This is a genomic window from Paenibacillus sp. Y301 (assembly GCF_059445505.1).
The window spans coordinates 1-17,951 of record NZ_JCAIUL010000009.1 but is presented as its reverse complement, the minus strand read 5'-3'; the positions used below and the strand labels follow the sequence as shown (position 1 = coordinate 17,951).

General features: G+C 37.2%; 21 protein-coding genes and 1 pseudogene. 20 read left to right on the top strand and 2 right to left on the bottom strand.

The annotated features are described in order from the left end of the window. Window positions 1–287 precede the first annotated feature (287 nt). The 19 genes from AC1D69_RS16030 to AC1D69_RS15940 all read left to right on the top strand — a co-directional run bounded on the left by AC1D69_RS16030 (window position 288) and on the right by AC1D69_RS15940 (window position 15,099). Window positions 288–878, top strand: coding sequence for a hypothetical protein (locus AC1D69_RS16030; protein WP_495457155.1), 591 nt, complete (start codon window positions 288–290; stop codon window positions 876–878). Between the two features lie 378 nt (window positions 879–1,256). Continuing rightward, window positions 1,257–1,775, top strand: coding sequence for a DUF4085 family protein (locus AC1D69_RS16025; protein ID WP_495457154.1), 519 nt, complete (start codon window positions 1,257–1,259; stop codon window positions 1,773–1,775). Between the two features lie 25 nt (window positions 1,776–1,800). Beyond that, window positions 1,801–1,929, top strand: coding sequence for a hypothetical protein (locus tag AC1D69_RS16020; RefSeq protein ID WP_495457153.1), 129 nt, complete (start codon window positions 1,801–1,803; stop codon window positions 1,927–1,929). 209 nt (window positions 1,930–2,138) lie between these two features. After that, window positions 2,139–3,134 (top strand): phosphotransferase enzyme family protein, encoded by a 996-nt coding sequence (locus AC1D69_RS16015; protein WP_495457152.1) that lies wholly within the window; start codon window positions 2,139–2,141, stop codon window positions 3,132–3,134. Between the two features lie 333 nt (window positions 3,135–3,467). Then, entirely contained in the window at window positions 3,468–3,632 is a 165-nt protein-coding gene (locus tag AC1D69_RS16010; RefSeq protein ID WP_495457151.1) for a hypothetical protein, read from the top strand. A 300-nt stretch (window positions 3,633–3,932) separates the two neighbouring features. Then, entirely contained in the window at window positions 3,933–4,814 is an 882-nt protein-coding gene (locus AC1D69_RS16005; RefSeq protein ID WP_495457150.1) for a phosphotransferase, read from the top strand. Between the two features lie 411 nt (window positions 4,815–5,225). Next, complete coding sequence (locus AC1D69_RS16000; protein ID WP_495457149.1) at window positions 5,226–5,816, top strand: GNAT family N-acetyltransferase; 591 nt, start codon at window positions 5,226–5,228, stop codon at window positions 5,814–5,816. Window positions 5,817–6,052: 236 nt separating this feature from the next. Continuing rightward, a complete protein-coding gene (locus AC1D69_RS15995) occupies window positions 6,053–6,448 on the top strand; it encodes an HIT family protein (RefSeq protein ID WP_495457148.1) in 396 nt (131 codons plus the stop codon). Between the two features lie 880 nt (window positions 6,449–7,328). Continuing rightward, window positions 7,329–7,853, top strand: coding sequence for a GNAT family N-acetyltransferase (locus AC1D69_RS15990; RefSeq protein ID WP_495457147.1), 525 nt, complete (start codon window positions 7,329–7,331; stop codon window positions 7,851–7,853). A 199-nt stretch (window positions 7,854–8,052) separates the two neighbouring features. Further along, entirely contained in the window at window positions 8,053–8,664 is a 612-nt protein-coding gene (locus tag AC1D69_RS15985) for a class I SAM-dependent methyltransferase (RefSeq protein WP_495457146.1), read from the top strand. Window positions 8,665–8,841: 177 nt separating this feature from the next. Continuing rightward, a complete protein-coding gene (locus AC1D69_RS15980; RefSeq protein WP_495457145.1) occupies window positions 8,842–9,498 on the top strand; it encodes a hypothetical protein in 657 nt (218 codons plus the stop codon). A gap of 136 nt (window positions 9,499–9,634) precedes the next feature. Continuing rightward, complete coding sequence (locus tag AC1D69_RS15975; RefSeq protein ID WP_495457144.1) at window positions 9,635–10,600, top strand: phosphotransferase enzyme family protein; 966 nt, start codon at window positions 9,635–9,637, stop codon at window positions 10,598–10,600. A 64-nt stretch (window positions 10,601–10,664) separates the two neighbouring features. Further along, on the top strand, window positions 10,665–11,159 hold the full coding sequence (locus AC1D69_RS15970) for a hypothetical protein (RefSeq protein WP_495457143.1): 495 nt from the start codon (window positions 10,665–10,667) through the stop codon (window positions 11,157–11,159). A gap of 202 nt (window positions 11,160–11,361) precedes the next feature. Beyond that, window positions 11,362–11,655, top strand: coding sequence for a hypothetical protein (locus AC1D69_RS15965; protein ID WP_495457142.1), 294 nt, complete (start codon window positions 11,362–11,364; stop codon window positions 11,653–11,655). 131 nt (window positions 11,656–11,786) lie between these two features. Continuing rightward, complete coding sequence (locus tag AC1D69_RS15960) at window positions 11,787–12,068, top strand: hypothetical protein (RefSeq protein WP_495457141.1); 282 nt, start codon at window positions 11,787–11,789, stop codon at window positions 12,066–12,068. Window positions 12,069–12,285: 217 nt separating this feature from the next. After that, the gene (locus AC1D69_RS15955) at window positions 12,286–13,164 is read left to right on the top strand and encodes an aminoglycoside phosphotransferase family protein (protein ID WP_495457140.1); all 879 of its coding nucleotides are present in this window, start codon (window positions 12,286–12,288) and stop codon (window positions 13,162–13,164) included. 188 nt (window positions 13,165–13,352) lie between these two features. Next, window positions 13,353–13,895 (top strand): hypothetical protein, encoded by a 543-nt coding sequence (locus tag AC1D69_RS15950; RefSeq protein WP_495457139.1) that lies wholly within the window; start codon window positions 13,353–13,355, stop codon window positions 13,893–13,895. A gap of 201 nt (window positions 13,896–14,096) precedes the next feature. Next, window positions 14,097–14,741 (top strand): hypothetical protein, encoded by a 645-nt coding sequence (locus AC1D69_RS15945; RefSeq protein ID WP_495457138.1) that lies wholly within the window; start codon window positions 14,097–14,099, stop codon window positions 14,739–14,741. A 151-nt stretch (window positions 14,742–14,892) separates the two neighbouring features. Continuing rightward, on the top strand, window positions 14,893–15,099 hold the full coding sequence (locus tag AC1D69_RS15940; protein ID WP_495457137.1) for a hypothetical protein: 207 nt from the start codon (window positions 14,893–14,895) through the stop codon (window positions 15,097–15,099). 190 nt (window positions 15,100–15,289) lie between these two features. Here the strand turns inward: AC1D69_RS15940 and AC1D69_RS15935 are convergent. Both AC1D69_RS15935 and AC1D69_RS15930 read right to left on the bottom strand, forming a co-directional pair. Further along, window positions 15,290–16,084 (bottom strand): annotated as a pseudogene (locus tag AC1D69_RS15935) (SDR family oxidoreductase). 45 nt (window positions 16,085–16,129) lie between these two features. Further along, window positions 16,130–16,882, bottom strand: a complete 753-nt coding sequence (locus AC1D69_RS15930; protein WP_495457136.1) for an SDR family oxidoreductase — start codon at window positions 16,880–16,882, stop codon at window positions 16,130–16,132. A gap of 142 nt (window positions 16,883–17,024) precedes the next feature. Between AC1D69_RS15930 and AC1D69_RS15925 the strand changes: the two genes are divergently transcribed. After that, a complete protein-coding gene (locus AC1D69_RS15925; protein WP_495457135.1) occupies window positions 17,025–17,699 on the top strand; it encodes a TetR/AcrR family transcriptional regulator in 675 nt (224 codons plus the stop codon). Window positions 17,700–17,951: the final 252 nt, after the last annotated feature.

The following is a 17,951-nucleotide window of genomic DNA, read 5'->3' as shown; positions in this document are numbered from 1 at the left end:
CATACTGGATAGTCTTAAAGAGCAATGGAAATAGAAATTTTGGAATAACACTTTACGATAATAACCATATATCTATTTTTGAATACAATGCGGTTTCGCAAAAGAAAAGATTAAAATCATATATAATAACCAATGATTTGGAACAAATGGTTATTCCAGAGCTAAATAATATACAATGGAAATAGGTTATGCGTGGTTGATAAATGAATAAATAATTTTCAACCTCACGTGTTGAAGTCGATATAATATGAATACAAACCTATTAGAAAGTAGGGGTATAAGTGATTATGGTGAGGAGATTATTGATATTAACTATTTGTAGTTTTACACTGTTAACTGGGTGTTCTCAGCAAGATGACTCAATAAAAGGGTATGAAAGTCAGCTTGAAGAAGAAAATACAAAATTTACTGAAATATTAAATGAAAAAGAAAAAAGGATAGAAGAATTAAATCATACGATCCAGCAACTTAATATACAAATTGATGATTATAATAAGGAAAAAGAAAATTACGCTTCTATAAGTAATCTTTCAAAGGAATTTGTTAGAGCACATACAACAGGAGATAAAGACAAACTCCGCCAATTATTATCAGAAGACATCGTTCTTGAAGAAAAAGATAATAACTTATACGCTAAAATATTAAACACTAACGGTTATGAATGGCTCTTATTTAATAATGAAGAAAAGACTCAATTAGATGATTGGGTAATTCAAGGATATGAATATGATCGTAAAACGAATACATTCGATATATTTATAAGAGAATTCTATATACACTTAAATGGGGAACCCGAGATCCCTCCAACATTTCTAAATTTAACATTTATTAAGTATAACAATGAGTGGAAAATTAATAGTTTAGGATTCGATGTATAGAATTAGAAAGGTCTGCGTTGGTGCAAAATGGGAAATAAACGTTACAGTAAAATGATATTTAAAAAAGTGGATGCTAACTGCAACCAAAGTATCCATGTAATAGACATCTGGCGTTGTAAATAGAGAAACTAGTAAATTGAGGTTATCTGTTTCCAATGTTAGTAAAGTCGGTAGTAATATAGTTATGGTGGTATAACACCGTTTTCCCGCTGCTGGGCTTACGCCCCTTGATCTGCCCGAGGAATTTCGAGGAGGAAGAGGATTCACACCTGCACCGACTAACCGCGTCGCGGCCGCCCTTCGGGCTTAAGTCGGTGAGGAGTCGGGAGCACACCAACGTTAGGTGAAACTATACAAATAAATTTTTTGGAGGAAGTAATGAGGTATTTCACCAAAGAGATATATGAAGAAATGCAAGTTCGAGGAAGTCTTTGCTTTCACGAGTCAAAGGAAGAGTTAGAGGGATGGATAGAATTGTATGAAAATGAAGGGAGAGATTACTATAAAGAGTCATTACAGAACTTTGAATACATGAAGCCATTCTATCTTAAGTATCTACCTCACAACTTACTAAAATACGTAGAAAATCAAAGTTTTATGGGATGTAATATACCAGAAAAAACCATACAAAATAAAGTCGAAACTTGGAAAGCTGAATGGGATTTGAAATGGAAATCAATTGGGGAGGAATATAACCAATATTACAGTTCAATTTCAAGTAACCTCACAGAAGAAATAAAAAAGTTACATAATAGTCATCTTATATATGATGCGACGATTGTACAGTTTAGTAATGAAGAAAATGATGTTGTACTTCTAATTAAGACTGTGGAAGAAAAACTAATAAGATTAATCTTTACTGGAGTACGAAAATTTCAATACTCATTTCTCATTTAAACTTACTAATAATAGCTGTCTGTGGATGGAAGTACGATTAATTGAACAAGATTTATTTGAAGTGCAAATATTAATGAATGGGTGGTTGGAACTAGCAGAACTAGAAATCACATTCAGTGATCTGAAAATAATAGAATCGAGAGGCTCATTGTAGCAATAACGAAGAAGTGTATGGCATCAGCTAACAATATGTTACGGAAGCCGCCTCGGTCTCGGAAGAGAAGTCGAGGAAGCAGTTGCCGGACACATCCACACTACCTAACCGCATCGCGGCCGGTCCTACGGACCTTAAGGTGGTGGGACGCTATGATAACACGGAAACGTTAAGTGAAATCGGCACAAAAAAAGAGGAGATCAATTCAAATGTCAAATGCTAATTATGTTGAGATCTCCAAGAAAGCTTTGAAAGAATATGACTTCAATGATTATGAGATCGAGTATATTGGTCAAAGTGGCAATGTCATATATCGTGTTAATGAAACGGATAGTGGCAAACAATTCTCTCTTAGAATTCATGAATCACTATCCCAGGGATTTGAAGAGATTTGGGGTACAAAGGAGTCTATTCATTCTGAAATGACATGGTTAGATGCTCTTTCTAAAGCAAGTGATATCGTAGTTCCAAAACCAATATATAACCAAAATAACAATCTTATTACTGAAGTCAATCATTGTGACAAGGTTATGTATTGTACTTTATTATCTTGGGTTAATGGGGAACAAAAACCATATGTTCCGACTGCTGAGGATACAGGTAAAGTTGGGACAATGATTGCAAAGCTCCATCTTGAATCTAGTAAATGGATTGTTCCAAATGGATTTTCACGACCGACTTTCGATGAACATAAACTTGATAAATCATTGGAACGAATTCAAATAGCCATTGAGAATGGTACTATAATTAAGAGTGGAGAAACACTTATTTTAGCAGGACAAAAAGCTAAGAACATAATAATAAATCTTGAAAAAACTAATAATAATTGGGGAGTAATCCATGCTGATTTAATTCCTTCTAATTATATATTTCACAATGATATAGTTAGTCCTATTGATTTCGGTGCTTGTGGTTTCGGATTTTATTTATTCGATCTTGGGTGGACATTTTCATATATTCATCCTTCATTTAGAGAAAGTCTATTAAATTGTTATTCAAACATATTTCCATTGCCGTCAAACTATGAATCGTTACTTGAAACATTTTTTATTGCTGGTCAATTAGATACCTTAGGTTATTGGTTAGGGATGCCTGATTCTAATGAATGGTTGGAAGGTCACATAAGTAGTCTAGTAAGTAGAGAATTCAGTAGTTACTTAAACAAGGAGCCATTTCTATATACAGGCACAGCCTATTGGGAATAGATTTTTGAGGTAACCCAATGGAAGTGCCGGCATCCGATAACACAGTATTCATGTTTTGGACTGAGGTCCATAGTGCTAGAGGTATTTCGAGGAAGTGGATTCAGGCAGACACCCTGCGAGACTAAGTTTAGCGACCCGGAGCTTAAGCTCCTTAAGCCTCTCGGGTTCGTGAATACCAAACGTTATCGGATAATGGTATAAAGATGTATTGAAACACGAAAACATGAATAACAAGCGGAGGGAGTTTTTTTCTTGGGAAACAACCTGTACAAGATTTTAGGGACCATATTTATGATAGTCAGTGGGATATTATACACTGTTGAAAGAATCATTGTGAAGTTATCAGCTTCAATAGTTGCAGCAGGGTATGCTAATCAAGGAACGGGTACCGATAGAACATCTAATTATTCAGGATTTTTTGATAATTTTTTTGTTTGGTTCTTTTTTTTCTTAGGATTTCTTTTATTGGCTTATGGATTTCCAAAGAGTAACAAATAGAACTCAGGAATTATAAAGTACAAAAAAATATTACAAAGATTAATAATGCAAAATAAATAAGAAACATAAAGTGGTTTTGATGGATTGATTCAGAGAGGCTACCAACATCGGTAACCTTGCATTAACACAGTGGTCGCTACGCTTCCTTGGTCACCAGAAGGAAGATTAAATCAGGTGACACATCCAACCGACTAAGTGGCAGAGCTAACCGGACCTACGGTCCTTAAGCCGCTTGAACGTCAGGATTGCGCAAGGTAGATGAAACTAATGCAGAGATATGTAAGATAAAAGGGGAGAAATATGGAACTTGATATTATTGAAATACAGAAACTTTTTAAATCTAATAAATTGGATTATGACCTAGTAGATTATAAAATAATGTCAGGAACGACTGACGGTCGTGTTATTCAATTAATTACTACCAAAGGAAGTAAGCTTGTTTTAAAGTTTGATCATCCTAATGAAATTAAAATTGGAGCCGATTTATTGAACTCATATCAAGAATCATCGTTGCTTCCGAATATAATTTATTTAGCTCATGATTGGTCACATATTATTTATACGTTTATTGAAGGTACGACGCATTTTAATCGTGGTGATAAGAAATTATGGTTAATTAGACTAGTCGATGATCTATTAAACAAGTATAAACCATATAAGGCAGAAGGTTCGTGGGGAAGATTAGGAGATTTACGTAGTTCATGGATGGATTTTAATAAGACAAGTGTAGAAGAAGCTAAAAACAATATCGGAAATATTCTCTCGAATGAAGATTATAATTTTGCTAGATCACAAGTATTGAAATTGTATAGTGATAATTCAACTGAGAAATATTTACTACATGGTGATACAGGAGTACACAACTTTGTTTTCAATCAATCAAGGTTAATTGGAGTAATTGACCCTTCACCGATGGCGGGTCCATTAATATATGACTTTATCTATGCGTTTTGTTCATCACCTGATGACATTAATTTGGATACTTTACTCACTGCCTATAATCGTCTTAAACAAGGATTAATTGATAAAGAAAGATTAATAGATGAGGTGTCAGTACAACTCTATTGTCGAATAGGGTTAAGTATCAAACATCATACTAATGACTTGTCTCAATATTTATTAGCATGGAAACATTGGAGGGATCTTTGTAAGCAACTCGAGGAGGGCATTAGCATCGTCTAACATCATATCCACACTTCGGACCTGACTGTCCTCGTTCCCTGAGAAGCGATTAGATGAGAAGCGGATTCAGCGGACACATGCACCGATACCGGCTCCTGACGGAGCCTTAAGTCGGTGAGGCATCGTGGATACAGGAACGTTAATCACCGAACCCAGAATTTATATTTCCATACATTAAGATGGTCTCGGTTGGAAGAAGATAAACCAATGAAGTGAACCCACCAACACAGAAACCCACCTGATGAAAGCTACGGCTAGAAGAAGGTGGGTTTTCTGAACATTAGGCGTAAGTAAATGCAAAAGCTGTGTAACTATTTTCGAAACAAGAACTCAAATAAATATGGTAAAGTAGGTGATTCTCAACGATAAATTTGTTTGGCGGAGACGAATTATATTTGAGGAGCTAAAAAAATGAATATTGAGATTAAGAAATTATCACCTGAATTATTAGATGACTATTTACATTTTTTTGATACGGTATCTCACTTTACTGATAAAGAGGAAGATAAATGTTACTGTGTGTGTTGGTGCAATGTTGCCTATGAAGGGCAAGACTTTTCTACTGCGGAAAAAAGAAGGAATATAGCGATTACCTATGTCAACGAGAATAATATTCAAGGATATCTTGCTTATTATAATAACAAGGTTGTTGGCTGGTGTAATGCAAACACAAAATCGGATTGTCTTGAATGCCAGTGTGGCAAAATGTATATGAGTACAGTTAATAAGAAGGAATCTTCTCCAGATATAAAAGTTAAAGCTGTGTTCTGTTTTGTAATTGCTCCTGATATGAGAAGGAATGGCATTGCAGAATTACTCTTGAAAAGCGTCTGCGTAGATGCGGCACGAGAGGGTTTTGATTTTGTAGAAGCGTATCCTAATAGAGAATTTATGAATACGGAATATGATTATATGGGACCTGCAAAATTATATGAAAAATTAGGATTTTCTGCGTATTATGAAATTGAACCTAAACTGATTATGAGAAAAAAGTTAAAATAACATTGCAAAATGAGTGGGGTACCCAAACGGTAGTGAAATCTCCTAACCCATAATATTATGAGTGCATCTAAAAAGTGAAAAAGCTATAGTTTGTGTACCGTATATTTGCTGATTGAAATTATTGTCCTGTCTATCTGATTTAATAGATATTGAATGGCAAAACAAGCCAAAGATTAGATTAACTCGGGATAAGATCCTAGAGTTGTAGTTAAGCTTTTTGAAACTTGGAGGTTAAGATGAATACAAAAGTTAATTGTAAATGCTGTAATTACCAAGCAAATTTTCAGCATGTTTTATTTGAATATGAATCAGTTGTCTGTGTCTCTGATGATAGTAATATATTAATAGGGTCATGTTATATCATACCGAAAGTACATAAAGAGACACCATTTGATTTATCAGAAAGAGAATGGATAGACACAAAAAAATTGATTGATATAACAAAAAATTACTTAGACACAAAATATAAGCCAGATGGTTATAATCTTGGTTGGAATATAGGAGAAGTGGGCGGTCAGTATATTTTTCATTCTCATTTACATATTGTACCAAGATATAAAGATGAACCTTATGCCGGTAAGGGAATACGGCATTGGCTAATGCAAGAAGAAAATAGACGTATAAATAGTTAATACGTAGAGTATTGAAACAAAAAAACACGAGCAAAGAGATAAATATGGCACCAATAAAAGCATAAGACCATTAAACGGGGTTCGAGAAAGAGGGAATATTAGTTAATAACACGCTATGAGCCGGCTTACCGACTCTGGGTCTCTAGGAATACTTGCGGTGAAGTTGAATCAGGCGATACACCTACACTGACTAAGCGCGGTTGTGTCCGGCTAAGTCTGATGACCGGCTCTCTACGGTCACTTGAGCTACTTGAAACGTCAGGAATGCGCGAACGTTTCATGAAATAACCAGAAAGCAGGATTATATGAGAGAGAATTCGAATGAGGGTATTAATAAACTAAAGATAAAAGTTACATTACTTCTCATTGCATCAATAATAACATTATTTATTTATCTATTTTTCTATGGTGCGTATTTTGGATTTGAGTATGAGCATAGATTTAGAGAAGATTATATTGGACCTTCAGTAACTTCGAGATCTATCGGTATTTCGATGTTAGTAATCTATATATTACTTATTCTAATTAGTAGCTTCTATTACAATAGAAATATGAAAACACTATTTTATAGATCACTTAATTCAATAAAACAAGCAATAATTATTCTGATTATAGGGTTTTTAGTGAGTTTTCCAATAATGTTCCCTGCTTACTTAACATAATTATATGAATGATTGTTTTGGAGTGAATCGAAGAACATTAGCCCTTGATTCCCAAGAGGGATATCGGAGAAAGTTAATTCAGGTGATACATTCAACATCTAAGTCTGGCGACCCGTTCCCTTCGGCCACATAAGCTGTTTGAAGGTCAGTAATTCGTAGACACAAAAATGTTCGGCGATAAATTACCAGACTTAATTTGGAATGGGAGTTGGTCATAGATGATCATTAGAGAAATGAAGCTCGAAGAAGTAAAAAAAATTAAAGAAATTGATCGATCAGAAAAAGTTAATCTGATCTACAAAAATAGTAATGAGGGACTTAAAGAAATCAGAACCGATCATGAATGTCCAACATGGAATACTAGGGATTTAGATCAATTATTAAAAAGGTTTAGAATTGAAATCACAGATTGTGGAATAGCTTATGGAGCATTTGAGAATGAATGTCTTATAGGTTTTGGTGTTTTAGGCCACAAATTAAGAGGGAAAAATAAAGACCGAATTCAAATAGATCTTATGTATGTGACAAGAAATTTTAGAAGGCAAGGAATAGGAAAACAATTAATGAACGAGTTAAGCAAAGAAGCAATGAATAGAGGAGCAAAATTCTTGTATATTTCTTCGACAGAGACAGAGTCGGCAGTAAACTTTTATAAACACTGTGGAAGTGAATTAACAGATGAATTAGACCAAGAATTATTTGATCTAGAGCCAAATGATATACATATGTTAAAGAGACTGTAAGCATCGTCTAAATTCATTGTCACTGTTGAAGTTTTACAGATCGAATTTCAAGGGAATATACCGCGGGTTATTTCAGAGAAGCCTGGTAACATCATCTAACTTAACATTTCTACTTCGTCGCCACCCGGACCAAGAGGCCTTACGCAAGTTGGATCCTCGTAATGTGCGAACGTATATACATATTATATGGAGGGATCACATGGGAGTAGATTGGTATAATTCATTGGCTATTAGGAATGGCGGCTACAGAAGCAATGCTATTTTCAAAGTGGAAGGAATTTCAGCTGAACAGATTTTTGAACAAGAGTTAATAAGTATGTTACCTAATCTCCATTCTGTTTTAGATGCAGGTTGTGGGCACGGAGATTTCACTTTAAAGATGGCTAAACACGCCAATTCAATCATTGGATTTGATAACTCAATTGAGATGATTAAGATAGCTAGGGCGACTTTGAAAGAAACGCACATTTCTAATTTGCTGTTTATCGATACAACAACAAAGCAAGAGCTGCCCTTTTCAGAGGGACAATTTAACCTGATATATAATCGTAGAGGACCGACCTCGATCATAAATCATAGTCGAATTCTTCAATCAGGGGGAACGATATTTGGAATACATTCGGGATCATTAGATACTGTTAAGGAACGGTTAATGAATAATAGTTATAAGGACATAGAAATAAGAGAATACAACGATGCCAAAATCACATTTCCTAACCATAATGAATTTGCCAAGTTCATATCTGGAATACCAGGGAATCCTGATTATACAAGGCCTGAATATAAGGAAGAACTTGAAAAGAAAATCTAAGAAAATAATAATGATGGAAGAATTGAAATGAAAGAGTATAGATATATATGGAAAGCAAAGAAACCTTAATCGTATATGAAAGAGGCCAGCCAAATCATCTAATATAACATTCGTCTGCGAACCGTACGGCCCTTATACAACCTCATCTAGCGGACAATTGAAAAGAGGGTACATTCTATGAAAATCCTTATCTCTCAGCCAACCCATGAAGGAAATCTTGAACAACTTCAAACTGAAATAGCATTAGATTATGATTTTGATACAGTGTTATTTCCTGAGGGTTACATTACAGGTAAAGATAACGTAGCTAAAGCATGTGCGTTAGCAAATAAGTATAAGAAAATGATAATTACCGGTTATCGAGATAACAACAAAGATCGGGCATTGATAATTAATGAGCTTGGTGAAATCATTTTAGAACGTGCAAAATCACCCATGAATGTTCGTTTATATACTCCTTCTGCAGTTGAGGTTAATGATTCTAAGATCGGCTATTTATTATGTGTAGAATTATTGCAAGGTTTACTTGGATTAGAAGAATATGAGACAAGTTTAACGTATATTGCACATCCGATAGGTGTAGGTATGTTCAGTGAAGAACAATTTGATGAGTGGATTTCTGAAGCGAAGAGAATCGCAGTTAAATATAATACGATGATACTTGGTACAAGTCATGCAGATGGTTCATATAGAAATTGCGGTATTTCAATACCAATATCTTATTGTATTGATAGGGATGGGGAGCCGGTTTTCATTTCTAAGAACGATTTAAGAACAAGGATAATTAATCTTAATACAAAGGAATATGAATTTATTGTAAGGACTCTTGTATAGATTAGCGAATCAGTCGTGGACATGTTAAAACATTGTATCTACGCTGCGTGTCTTGTGACCCTTGGTCTGCAAGATGAATTTCGGAGTAGCTTATCTCCACAAAACCACCAATAAAAAAACAAGAAGGTGTAAATAAATGGAGGAAAGTATTATAGCTGATTTAAAAGAGAGCTATGGGATCACTTTCAATCAAATTACTCCGGTAACAGGTGGAATGTTGAATCTGAAATGGAAGGTTTCTACTGAAAAAGGCGAACTATTGGTCAAACAATACAGCAATAAGCGGTTTCGCAGAGAACAAATTAAGAGAATCGAGTCCGCGCTACAACGGCAGATTATCCTTGAAAAAAACGGCGTTCCCTGTCCAATTCTGTGGCAATGCGGAGACCGTGTAATTCGTTGGTTAGATGACAAAACAGCTTATATGGTTATGGATTTTCGCACCGGAAAGATAGAAAGTCCCGACACAATCACTGTATCGCAAATGTACAGTCTCGGTAGCACCTGCGCTACAATGCACAGAGCGTTTTCACAATTGCCGATGCATTCGGTCAAGACCCTACCCAGTTTCGGCGGTTATACGATGGATTTATTATGGGAATATTTTAACTCCAGTATGATGAAATTCTCATCTGATAATCACGTTGAATATCGGAAAGCATTGCTTGCGCTGGAACCAATTTTGAAGCAACTTAATAACGAATTTTTTGATAAGTTTCCAAAAGGATTTGCCCATGAGGATTTTCAACCCGGAAATATCCTATTCGATGTGAATTGCGTATCCGCGGTCATTGATTTCGACCGTAATTGCTTCAGCTATATTTGGCATGACATAGGAAGAGCAATACTTTCTTTTGCATTGGAAGGAAATATAATGAACGTCGAAAAGGTATGCGCTTTCCTAGAAGGATATTCACAGCATTCTGCGTTGACTTTATCTAATATAGCAGACGCTTTGCGGCTATCGTGGTGCATTGAAATACCTTGGTGGATACAACCGGAATTTTTTGGCGAATGTGACGAAATCCCAAAGCGTTTCAAAGATGAAATGTTATGGTTGACTGAACATTGGTTTGAAATAGATTCTTTATTATCTTCCTAATAAGACGATTGAACATCGGAATGTAACAACGTTAGATGAAATTCTACTAAGGATTGATAAACATTTGAAAGACTTAAATATCAAAGCAGGTATATATTATCTTGCTCTAGCTACAGGTTATATTAGCAGAAGTGAAGTTATAAACTGGGCTGATTTTTGCATTGAACATGTTGATGTTCCTTATGATTTTATTGAACTCTCATTATCAGGTTCCAAATCCATTGAAGATAATTTATCTTTTCTAAAGACTATTTATGGTAAAAATGAATTTGTGATCCCGATGTATATTATGCTGTGTCTGATTCGTTCGGATTTTGTAAAGCAGAAGATATCTGAGGATGAATTTTTTACATATATATTTCGTTTATATACTCATGGTTGTTCGTCAGATAAAGATGTTACTGAATTTTCTTTTCTAGACCGATTAAGTGATGGATATTATCTAGCGACAGAAGGGATATACGGAAATACAGAAGATGTTGTACAGGAAGCAATTGATGATTTAAAACGATTTGAAGAATATAAAGGAAACATTGAAGGATTATTCTTGTTAGAGTAGAAATTCGTTTAATAAAGCTTCATACTGCGCCATCACCCCGCTAAGTCTGAGACCCCTTCCTATTAGGTCACTTAAACTGCTTGGACTTCAGAAATGCGCAAAGTATAGGGAATCAGCGAACATTATGAAAACCCTCTAAAGCGTTCTAAAGTAAAACAAAAGAAATAATCTTTACGTCTAACTTATTAAAGGGGGTTAAGTAATGCGTAAATTATTGCATATGTTTATACTAATCATATTGTTATCTGGGTGTATTTTTGAACAAAAATTGACTGAAGAAACTGCTACAAATAGGGTCTTAAGAAAGGTTCCTATATGCGGTAACAACTTGGAAACATTCAACAAGGTTATTGAAAGCAAGGAAAATGATAATGGCTTTGTGATCAAAATTCAACGAGATTGTGAACCTAAAGACGGAGAGGGGCCTCAAATGCGCTCGATTTATAAATACATGGTGACTTCCAATGAAGTTAAGATACTCGAAGAGAATAATTAGCTAAAGATTCAGCCCCCCTACCTACAGTCCGTGGAGAGAAGGCATGACCACTAATCGAATTAATACCATTATTTTTTGGTTGTAGCAAGGGATAAATAAATTGAATTATCAACCTTGTGGGAGGTAATGAAGTGAGATATTTGCAGTACTGTTTTTTGATAATTATTCTGATAGTTGGTTTGTGTGGATGTGATAATTCGAGGGATAAATTAATTACAGAAGATCAAGCAATTTCAATTGTAAAAGCACAACAGGAAACAAATAATGATCAAGAAGAAATTGATATTATTACAGTAGATTATGAGAATGGAGAATATAAAGTCGTGTGGGAAAGAGAATCCAACTGTGAAAATGGAATTGAGTATGTAAATGATCAGACAGGGATTACTCATGGAACTCAAAGTATATGTTAAGAAAGTAATAGGACAGGGAATTTGATAAAGTGGGGGCATCACACAACAAAGAATTCTATCGTTGAAATGTCAACTCCTCGGGCTCGAAGTGAAATATTAGAGAAATAGATTGAGGGATACATTCACATGTTAAGTCCGATTCCCCATTACATTGGTCACTTACTTAAGCTGCTGGAACGTCAGGAATGCCAAACGTATTAGAATTCCCTGCGAAAGGATGATAAACATAAAAAACTTTAAATATTTTAAATGGATAGAACAAACTGCAATTTTGAATGATATTCTGAATGAATCAAACGAAATAACAGTGAATCATTTACCACGAGGATTAGAAGCCGAAGTAATTAGAGTGAATTCTAAGTATGGAAGCGCGGTAGTCAAGATTTGGAATCAAGGATTAAGTACAGATGTTAATTATCAGTATAAATTACTCCAAGTTCTTTTCGACACCGGGGTTTCTGTATCAAAGCCGTATGGTTGGGGTTATGACGAGGATTTAAATAAAGTATTAGTTACAAGTTTTGATGGGAAATCGGTCTCTACAGTAGACGAGCAAACAATAAAAGTTATCTCGGGACTATTAGTTGAAATACATAGAACATCAATAAATCAATTGGATACATCGATGCATAGGAAATTTGATTTTATTGATTGTTTTTTTCCAGGACTAACGGAACACAAAGACATTCACAATATACTAGGGAGACTTGTAGAACAATCAAATATGCAACAAGATTGTATTATACACGGTGACTTTAATCTGGGAAACATTCTAGAAGAGCAAGGAAGATTTACAATCATTGACTGGACCAATGCACAATTAGGTGATGTCAGATATGATGTGGCATGGTCTGGTTTTTTGATGCTGATATATACAGACGAAGAATCATATCGCATTTTCATCAAGACATATATGGAAATGAACGGATTTCCAGAAGAGCAGTTGAAATTATTTGAAGCTATCGCTTGTTTGAGATGGATTTTACTTAATAGAATAGTAACATTGCCTAAGAATTATAATACATTGAGTATTATTAATAACATGTTAGAAACTAATAAACACTTAAATGAGATATCAAGAATTTATGAGAAGTGATTCAGGCAACAGATCCAACTGACCAAGTGGTAGAGCCACCCGTACCTATGGACCTTAAGCCAATTGGACATCAGACAGGGTACCAGTGGATAAATCAGCTGTTTTTTCAAAAAGAGAAGATAATGCAACTTAGTGTGTATGTTTACGTTTATTACAGAAAGAGCCTGAAACAATAAAAGAGGTGTCTAATGAAGCGAAAAATTGCTGTTATAGTTATGATAATTGCAATAATCGCAAGTATATTCTCTACTTGGTACTTCATACCTAAGCGGTACTCAGAGACAGTAAATGGTGTTTATTATCGACTAGGAACGGAAGGGATAATCGAGCGTATAAAAGTACGTCTTGATGGAAAGTTGCAAAATCATATAAATGGAAAAAGAACCTTTAAAGGTGTAATTGACTTTGAAGGAAGTAAGGTTCCTCAAATTCCTAAAGATAGAACAGAATTAGAGTTGCATTACGATGGTCATAATTTCACAACCATTTTCTCCGCTTTTCGAATCAAAGAAGATAAAGGTAGAATAGAGCCTGATATTTTCACTTACGGTTGGGTATATGTATATACTGATGATAAATTCTCTGAATTTACAATTAAAGTTACGAATGATGATGGCCAGTGGTCCCCATCAAACGGATATATGATTACAGCACCAGCGAATGACTTACAGGAAGCAATGAAAAGGTCTCAAGGGTTAATCCAAAAGTTTGAAGAAGAAAGTAGGAAATGATTGAGCTAACGGGAATAGTAGAATAATAGTGGAATAGCGGATGAGCGGCATCGATTTAATAGTAAGAATAATGAGATATACTCGGTTTGCTTACAAAATAAATAACGGAATATAAGGAGGCTCTTTTATGTGTTTTCACTGTTACAGAATGATAAGAATACGCCATCTCCTTCAACAATAAAATGATGAGGAGGAGTAAACATGAAGATTAATGATAATTATCTAAGAGAACAATTAAATCATGTATATTGGTTAAATGGTGGAGCTTGCGCTGGGAAGACCACAATGACAAAGAAACTTATAGAAGACTTTGGATTTCAAACACTAGGGGATGATGTCTTAAAATATAGACCCTTTACTAGCCCTGTTGACTATCCTGCCCTTCAAATGCCTAATCCTAATTTAGACTGGGAGAAGTGGTTTAATAAACCCGTTGATGACCATTATAAATGGCTCCTTCAGATCGTCGAAGAGATGATGGAGTTCTTTGTTATCGATTTGTTGAGAATGCCGAATAACAAACCGATTATTATTGATTTAGGCATAATGCCTGAGCATATCCTATCCTTTATTCCTAAAGAAAGAATGATGTGTCTCTATACGTCTGCTTCAGAAATCGAAAGATTATATTTTTTCAGAGAAGACCATAAGATGATTTTGGACTGTATTAACGCTTATACAACAAATCCAGAGGAAACGATAAAGCAGAGTAACAAGTCCATCATTAAGTTTTCAGATGCGATTAAAAATGCCTGCGTAAAGAATGATATCAAAACACTTGAAAGAACACCCGACATGAGTGTTGAAGAACAATTTGCATTAGTTATTGAACATTTTAGATTATGAAAAAAGAAAATCTTGAAGAAAAGGCTGCCAACATTCGGTAGCCCTTTTTAGTTAACGAATAGGATAGCACAATGAACTTGACTTCTTTACAACCTTTTCCTGTAATAAACGTTAAATTAGTATCTAGGGTGATTGGGAAGGGAGATCAATTATGAATTTTTTCATCTTTCTAGGGATGATTTTTATTTCTGTTTCTGGTCTTTGCATTAGATCATGGATGAATGGTTACCAACATAGTTCAGAGCCTAAGGAAGATCTTGAAATGATGAAGAAAGTTGCTAAATGGTCTACTTTAGCAGGAGTTGTTTCATTTGCAGTTGCTGGATTGATGTATTTTTTTAGCGAACGGGCAGGTTAGCGGCAGCGATAAGGGTATTATTTACAGAAAAACGGTGGAGAACGAGTGAAAAGATTGCGAGAACTCGATCTTTAAATAATTCATTTTTAAAAAACGAAGCAATATTGATCCTACTCTTCGTAAATAACGGCCAGATTAAATTTTGTTCGATAAAGAGAAAATGCTCCCGAGATTTACGGGAGCATTCCAATTAGTCGTTGAAATAATGAGACTGATCGAGATCGGCAATAAGTGCAGGTTGAATCGGCCTCCATCCTAGAAGCTCTTGAGTCGCAACGCTTGATCTTGGGATATCTAGTACTGCTAGCGCGCCGAGGAAGCCGAAGTGCGCATCCGCTTCTTCACGTGGAATACCGACTAAAGGTACATTCAGGCGTCTACTAATTACGCTGGCAATGTCTCGAAACGGCACTCCTTCATCTGCGACCCCATCTAATCTTGAACCGGCAGATGCCTTCTCTAACGCAAGGCGGTATAGATGCGCGGCGTCAAGTCGGTGAACGGCCGGCCAACGATTGGTTCCCTCTTCTACATAGGCTGAGATTCCCTTCGTTTTGGCAACATGAATCAGCCTCGGCACAAATCCGGTATCGCCCTCTCCGTGAACCGAAGGACAAAGCTCTACGCTGGATGTCCGCACTCCGCGCCCAGCCAGCGATAATACTGCATTCCGCTGCTACTCCATTGACGTGTGTGGTGATTACGAACGGATTATCGGAACCTTCCAGCGCTGCCCCATCGCTTCGACGGCGCGAAGATCTGCTGTAAGTGCCCCGGTGAAGTTCGAGAAGTCATGATTGAATGCAAGATGAATGACGCCATCCGCAGCAGCCGCACCGCTACGAAGGCTGTCGAGATCGTCGATGTCACCGCGATGCACTTCGGCCCCGGCATCTTTTAGTTTGGCGGCACTATTGTCTGAGCGAACAAGACCGACGACAGCGGAACCGATGTAGCCTGTTGCTCCGGTTACGAAAACATGCATAAGGATATCCTCCTTAATCTTCAGCTATTATTGTATCAATTTTAATTACCACGCGATGGGACCATCCTCATCCGAGAACGTTCCTGTTGGACCGTCCGCACCAATCATCGCAAGCCGAACCGCTTCACTCGCCCCTTGTTCAACGCTACGAGCGCCGGAATAATTATTGAGCGCAGTGGATGTATGACCTGGGCATGCCGCGTTGACCTTGATGTTGGTCGATTCGAGCGCAAAGGCAAACGCAAGCGTCACCGCATGAACAGCCGATTTGGACGCCGAATAGGCCCCAAATATGGCACGATGATCATTTTCCGGCATGGAGTTCCAGCTCAGAGAGCCGCCGGTGCTACCCATGTTGACGATGCGTGCTGCGGGAGCCTCGCGCAACAGGGGCAACATTGCCTGGGTGACTGCAATGACACCAAAAACATTCGTATCATAAACCGAGCGAATATCTTCGAGTGAAGCGACGGTCAGAAGGCCACTCGCTGCACCTCCGCTTGGAAATGGATCGTCAGGCTTGCCTGCATGGGAGATACCTGCATTGTTGACGAGTACATCAAGACGACCAAATTCATTTCGAATACGATCTGTAGCAGCAACAATAGAATCTTGGTCTGTAACGTCAAGCTGAAGGGCATGCGCATCTGAACCGATGCTGTTAGAGGCAACTTCTCCATTCTCAAGGTTGCGTGATCCGACGAGCACGGTGAAGCCGTTCTCCGCTAGACCCTTTGCAATTTGTAGACCAATTCCTTTATTGGCGCCGGTGATCAAGGCTACGGGTTTGTTCTGCATGTTTGTAATCTCCTTCTGGCAGGTTGCCATCTATATATTTCCCGCTCGATGTGGGATAATGATATTAAAACATATATATACGGAACTGTAAAGTTCCGAAACTAATAAGTTCTATAAGTGAATTTTAAAAGGAGCTATATTTATGAATGAAATCAAGAAGGAAATGTCCCAGAAGGGCGAATCAACCGAGGCTCCTGCAGAAAAGCCAGCACCAGCATTGGGCCGCAAGCGTGACCACACGCGGGATGAAAAAATCCTCGAGGCGGCGATAGAAATCCTCGCCGAATCGAGCTTTGATGGGATGACCATGGACATGATCGCAGCTCGAGCAAAGGCCGGGAAAGCGACGGTGTATCGCCGTTGGTCCTCTAAGGTAGATTTGGTTCGAGACGCGTTAAGTTGGATGAATCAAAATCATCTGGAGCTCGAGAGCCTTCCGGATACAGGGAGCTTGCGTGGGGATCTCCTTATGCTACTGAAACCGCAATCCATCGCGGAAGAAGAGCGCAAACTCCGAGTCCTGGCGGGACTAGGTTCCTTTTTGCAGCATTCGTCATTTGCCGAGGCAAAAGTAGCCGAGATTTTCGAGCCCTGGGCGGATGTGAACCGCGAGTTTATGAACCGAGCCGTCGCCCGCGGTGAGATTCCGGCTCATGCGGACATTGAGATGGCCTGCAAGGTTATTACATCAGTGGCATCTTTTCGCGGACTGATCCAGCGTAAACCCTTCGATAAGCCTTTCTTCACAGCGCTAATTGACGGCATCCTGCTGCCTGCCCTCAAAAACCCGCTAGAGCAAGCCAAGAAGAATGATTGAACTAACGGAACACAATAGTTCAATCAAACAAGGAGCAGATTGCCACGGCAGCTGCTCCTTGTTTTCGTTAAGGTAAACATTCCTGTAAGGCCTAAGATTTGGCCTTTGTCAAAAAAGGAGCGCCTCAGTATGATGGGTTTGTCGACGGGTTAATAACCCAACACCATCAAGGAGGCGCTCTAAATATGAAGTTTAAACAATCAGACGGACAAAATCAACGCATTGAACGAATTTCCACATCTCACCTTGTTG

Bases quoted from the DNA above. Each gene is read 5' to 3' on its own strand.
- AC1D69_RS15955 (WP_495457140.1), top strand. From the start codon at position 12,286: ATGATAAACATAAAAAACTTTAAATATTTTAAATGGATAGAACAAACT.
- AC1D69_RS15990 (WP_495457147.1), top strand. From the start codon at position 7,329: ATGATCATTAGAGAAATGAAGCTCGAAGAAGTAAAAAAAATTAAAGAA.
- AC1D69_RS16000 (WP_495457149.1), top strand. From the start codon at position 5,226: ATGAATATTGAGATTAAGAAATTATCACCTGAATTATTAGATGACTAT.
- AC1D69_RS15925 (WP_495457135.1), top strand. From the start codon at position 17,025: ATGAATGAAATCAAGAAGGAAATGTCCCAGAAGGGCGAATCAACCGAG.
- AC1D69_RS15950 (WP_495457139.1), top strand. From the start codon at position 13,353: ATGAAGCGAAAAATTGCTGTTATAGTTATGATAATTGCAATAATCGCA.
- AC1D69_RS15965 (WP_495457142.1), top strand. From the start codon at position 11,362: ATGCGTAAATTATTGCATATGTTTATACTAATCATATTGTTATCTGGG.
- AC1D69_RS15975 (WP_495457144.1), top strand. From the start codon at position 9,635: ATGGAGGAAAGTATTATAGCTGATTTAAAAGAGAGCTATGGGATCACT.
- AC1D69_RS15980 (WP_495457145.1), top strand. From the start codon at position 8,842: ATGAAAATCCTTATCTCTCAGCCAACCCATGAAGGAAATCTTGAACAA.
- AC1D69_RS16030 (WP_495457155.1), top strand. From the start codon at position 288: ATGGTGAGGAGATTATTGATATTAACTATTTGTAGTTTTACACTGTTA.
- AC1D69_RS15945 (WP_495457138.1), top strand. From the start codon at position 14,097: ATGAAGATTAATGATAATTATCTAAGAGAACAATTAAATCATGTATAT.
- AC1D69_RS15930 (WP_495457136.1), bottom strand. From the start codon at position 16,882: ATGCAGAACAAACCCGTAGCCTTGATCACCGGCGCCAATAAAGGAATT.
- AC1D69_RS16015 (WP_495457152.1), top strand. From the start codon at position 2,139: ATGTCAAATGCTAATTATGTTGAGATCTCCAAGAAAGCTTTGAAAGAA.
- AC1D69_RS15985 (WP_495457146.1), top strand. From the start codon at position 8,053: ATGGGAGTAGATTGGTATAATTCATTGGCTATTAGGAATGGCGGCTAC.
- AC1D69_RS15940 (WP_495457137.1), top strand. From the start codon at position 14,893: ATGAATTTTTTCATCTTTCTAGGGATGATTTTTATTTCTGTTTCTGGT.
- AC1D69_RS16005 (WP_495457150.1), top strand. From the start codon at position 3,933: ATGGAACTTGATATTATTGAAATACAGAAACTTTTTAAATCTAATAAA.
- AC1D69_RS16020 (WP_495457153.1), top strand. From the start codon at position 1,801: ATGGAAGTACGATTAATTGAACAAGATTTATTTGAAGTGCAAATATTA.
- AC1D69_RS16025 (WP_495457154.1), top strand. From the start codon at position 1,257: ATGAGGTATTTCACCAAAGAGATATATGAAGAAATGCAAGTTCGAGGA.
- AC1D69_RS15995 (WP_495457148.1), top strand. From the start codon at position 6,053: ATGAATACAAAAGTTAATTGTAAATGCTGTAATTACCAAGCAAATTTT.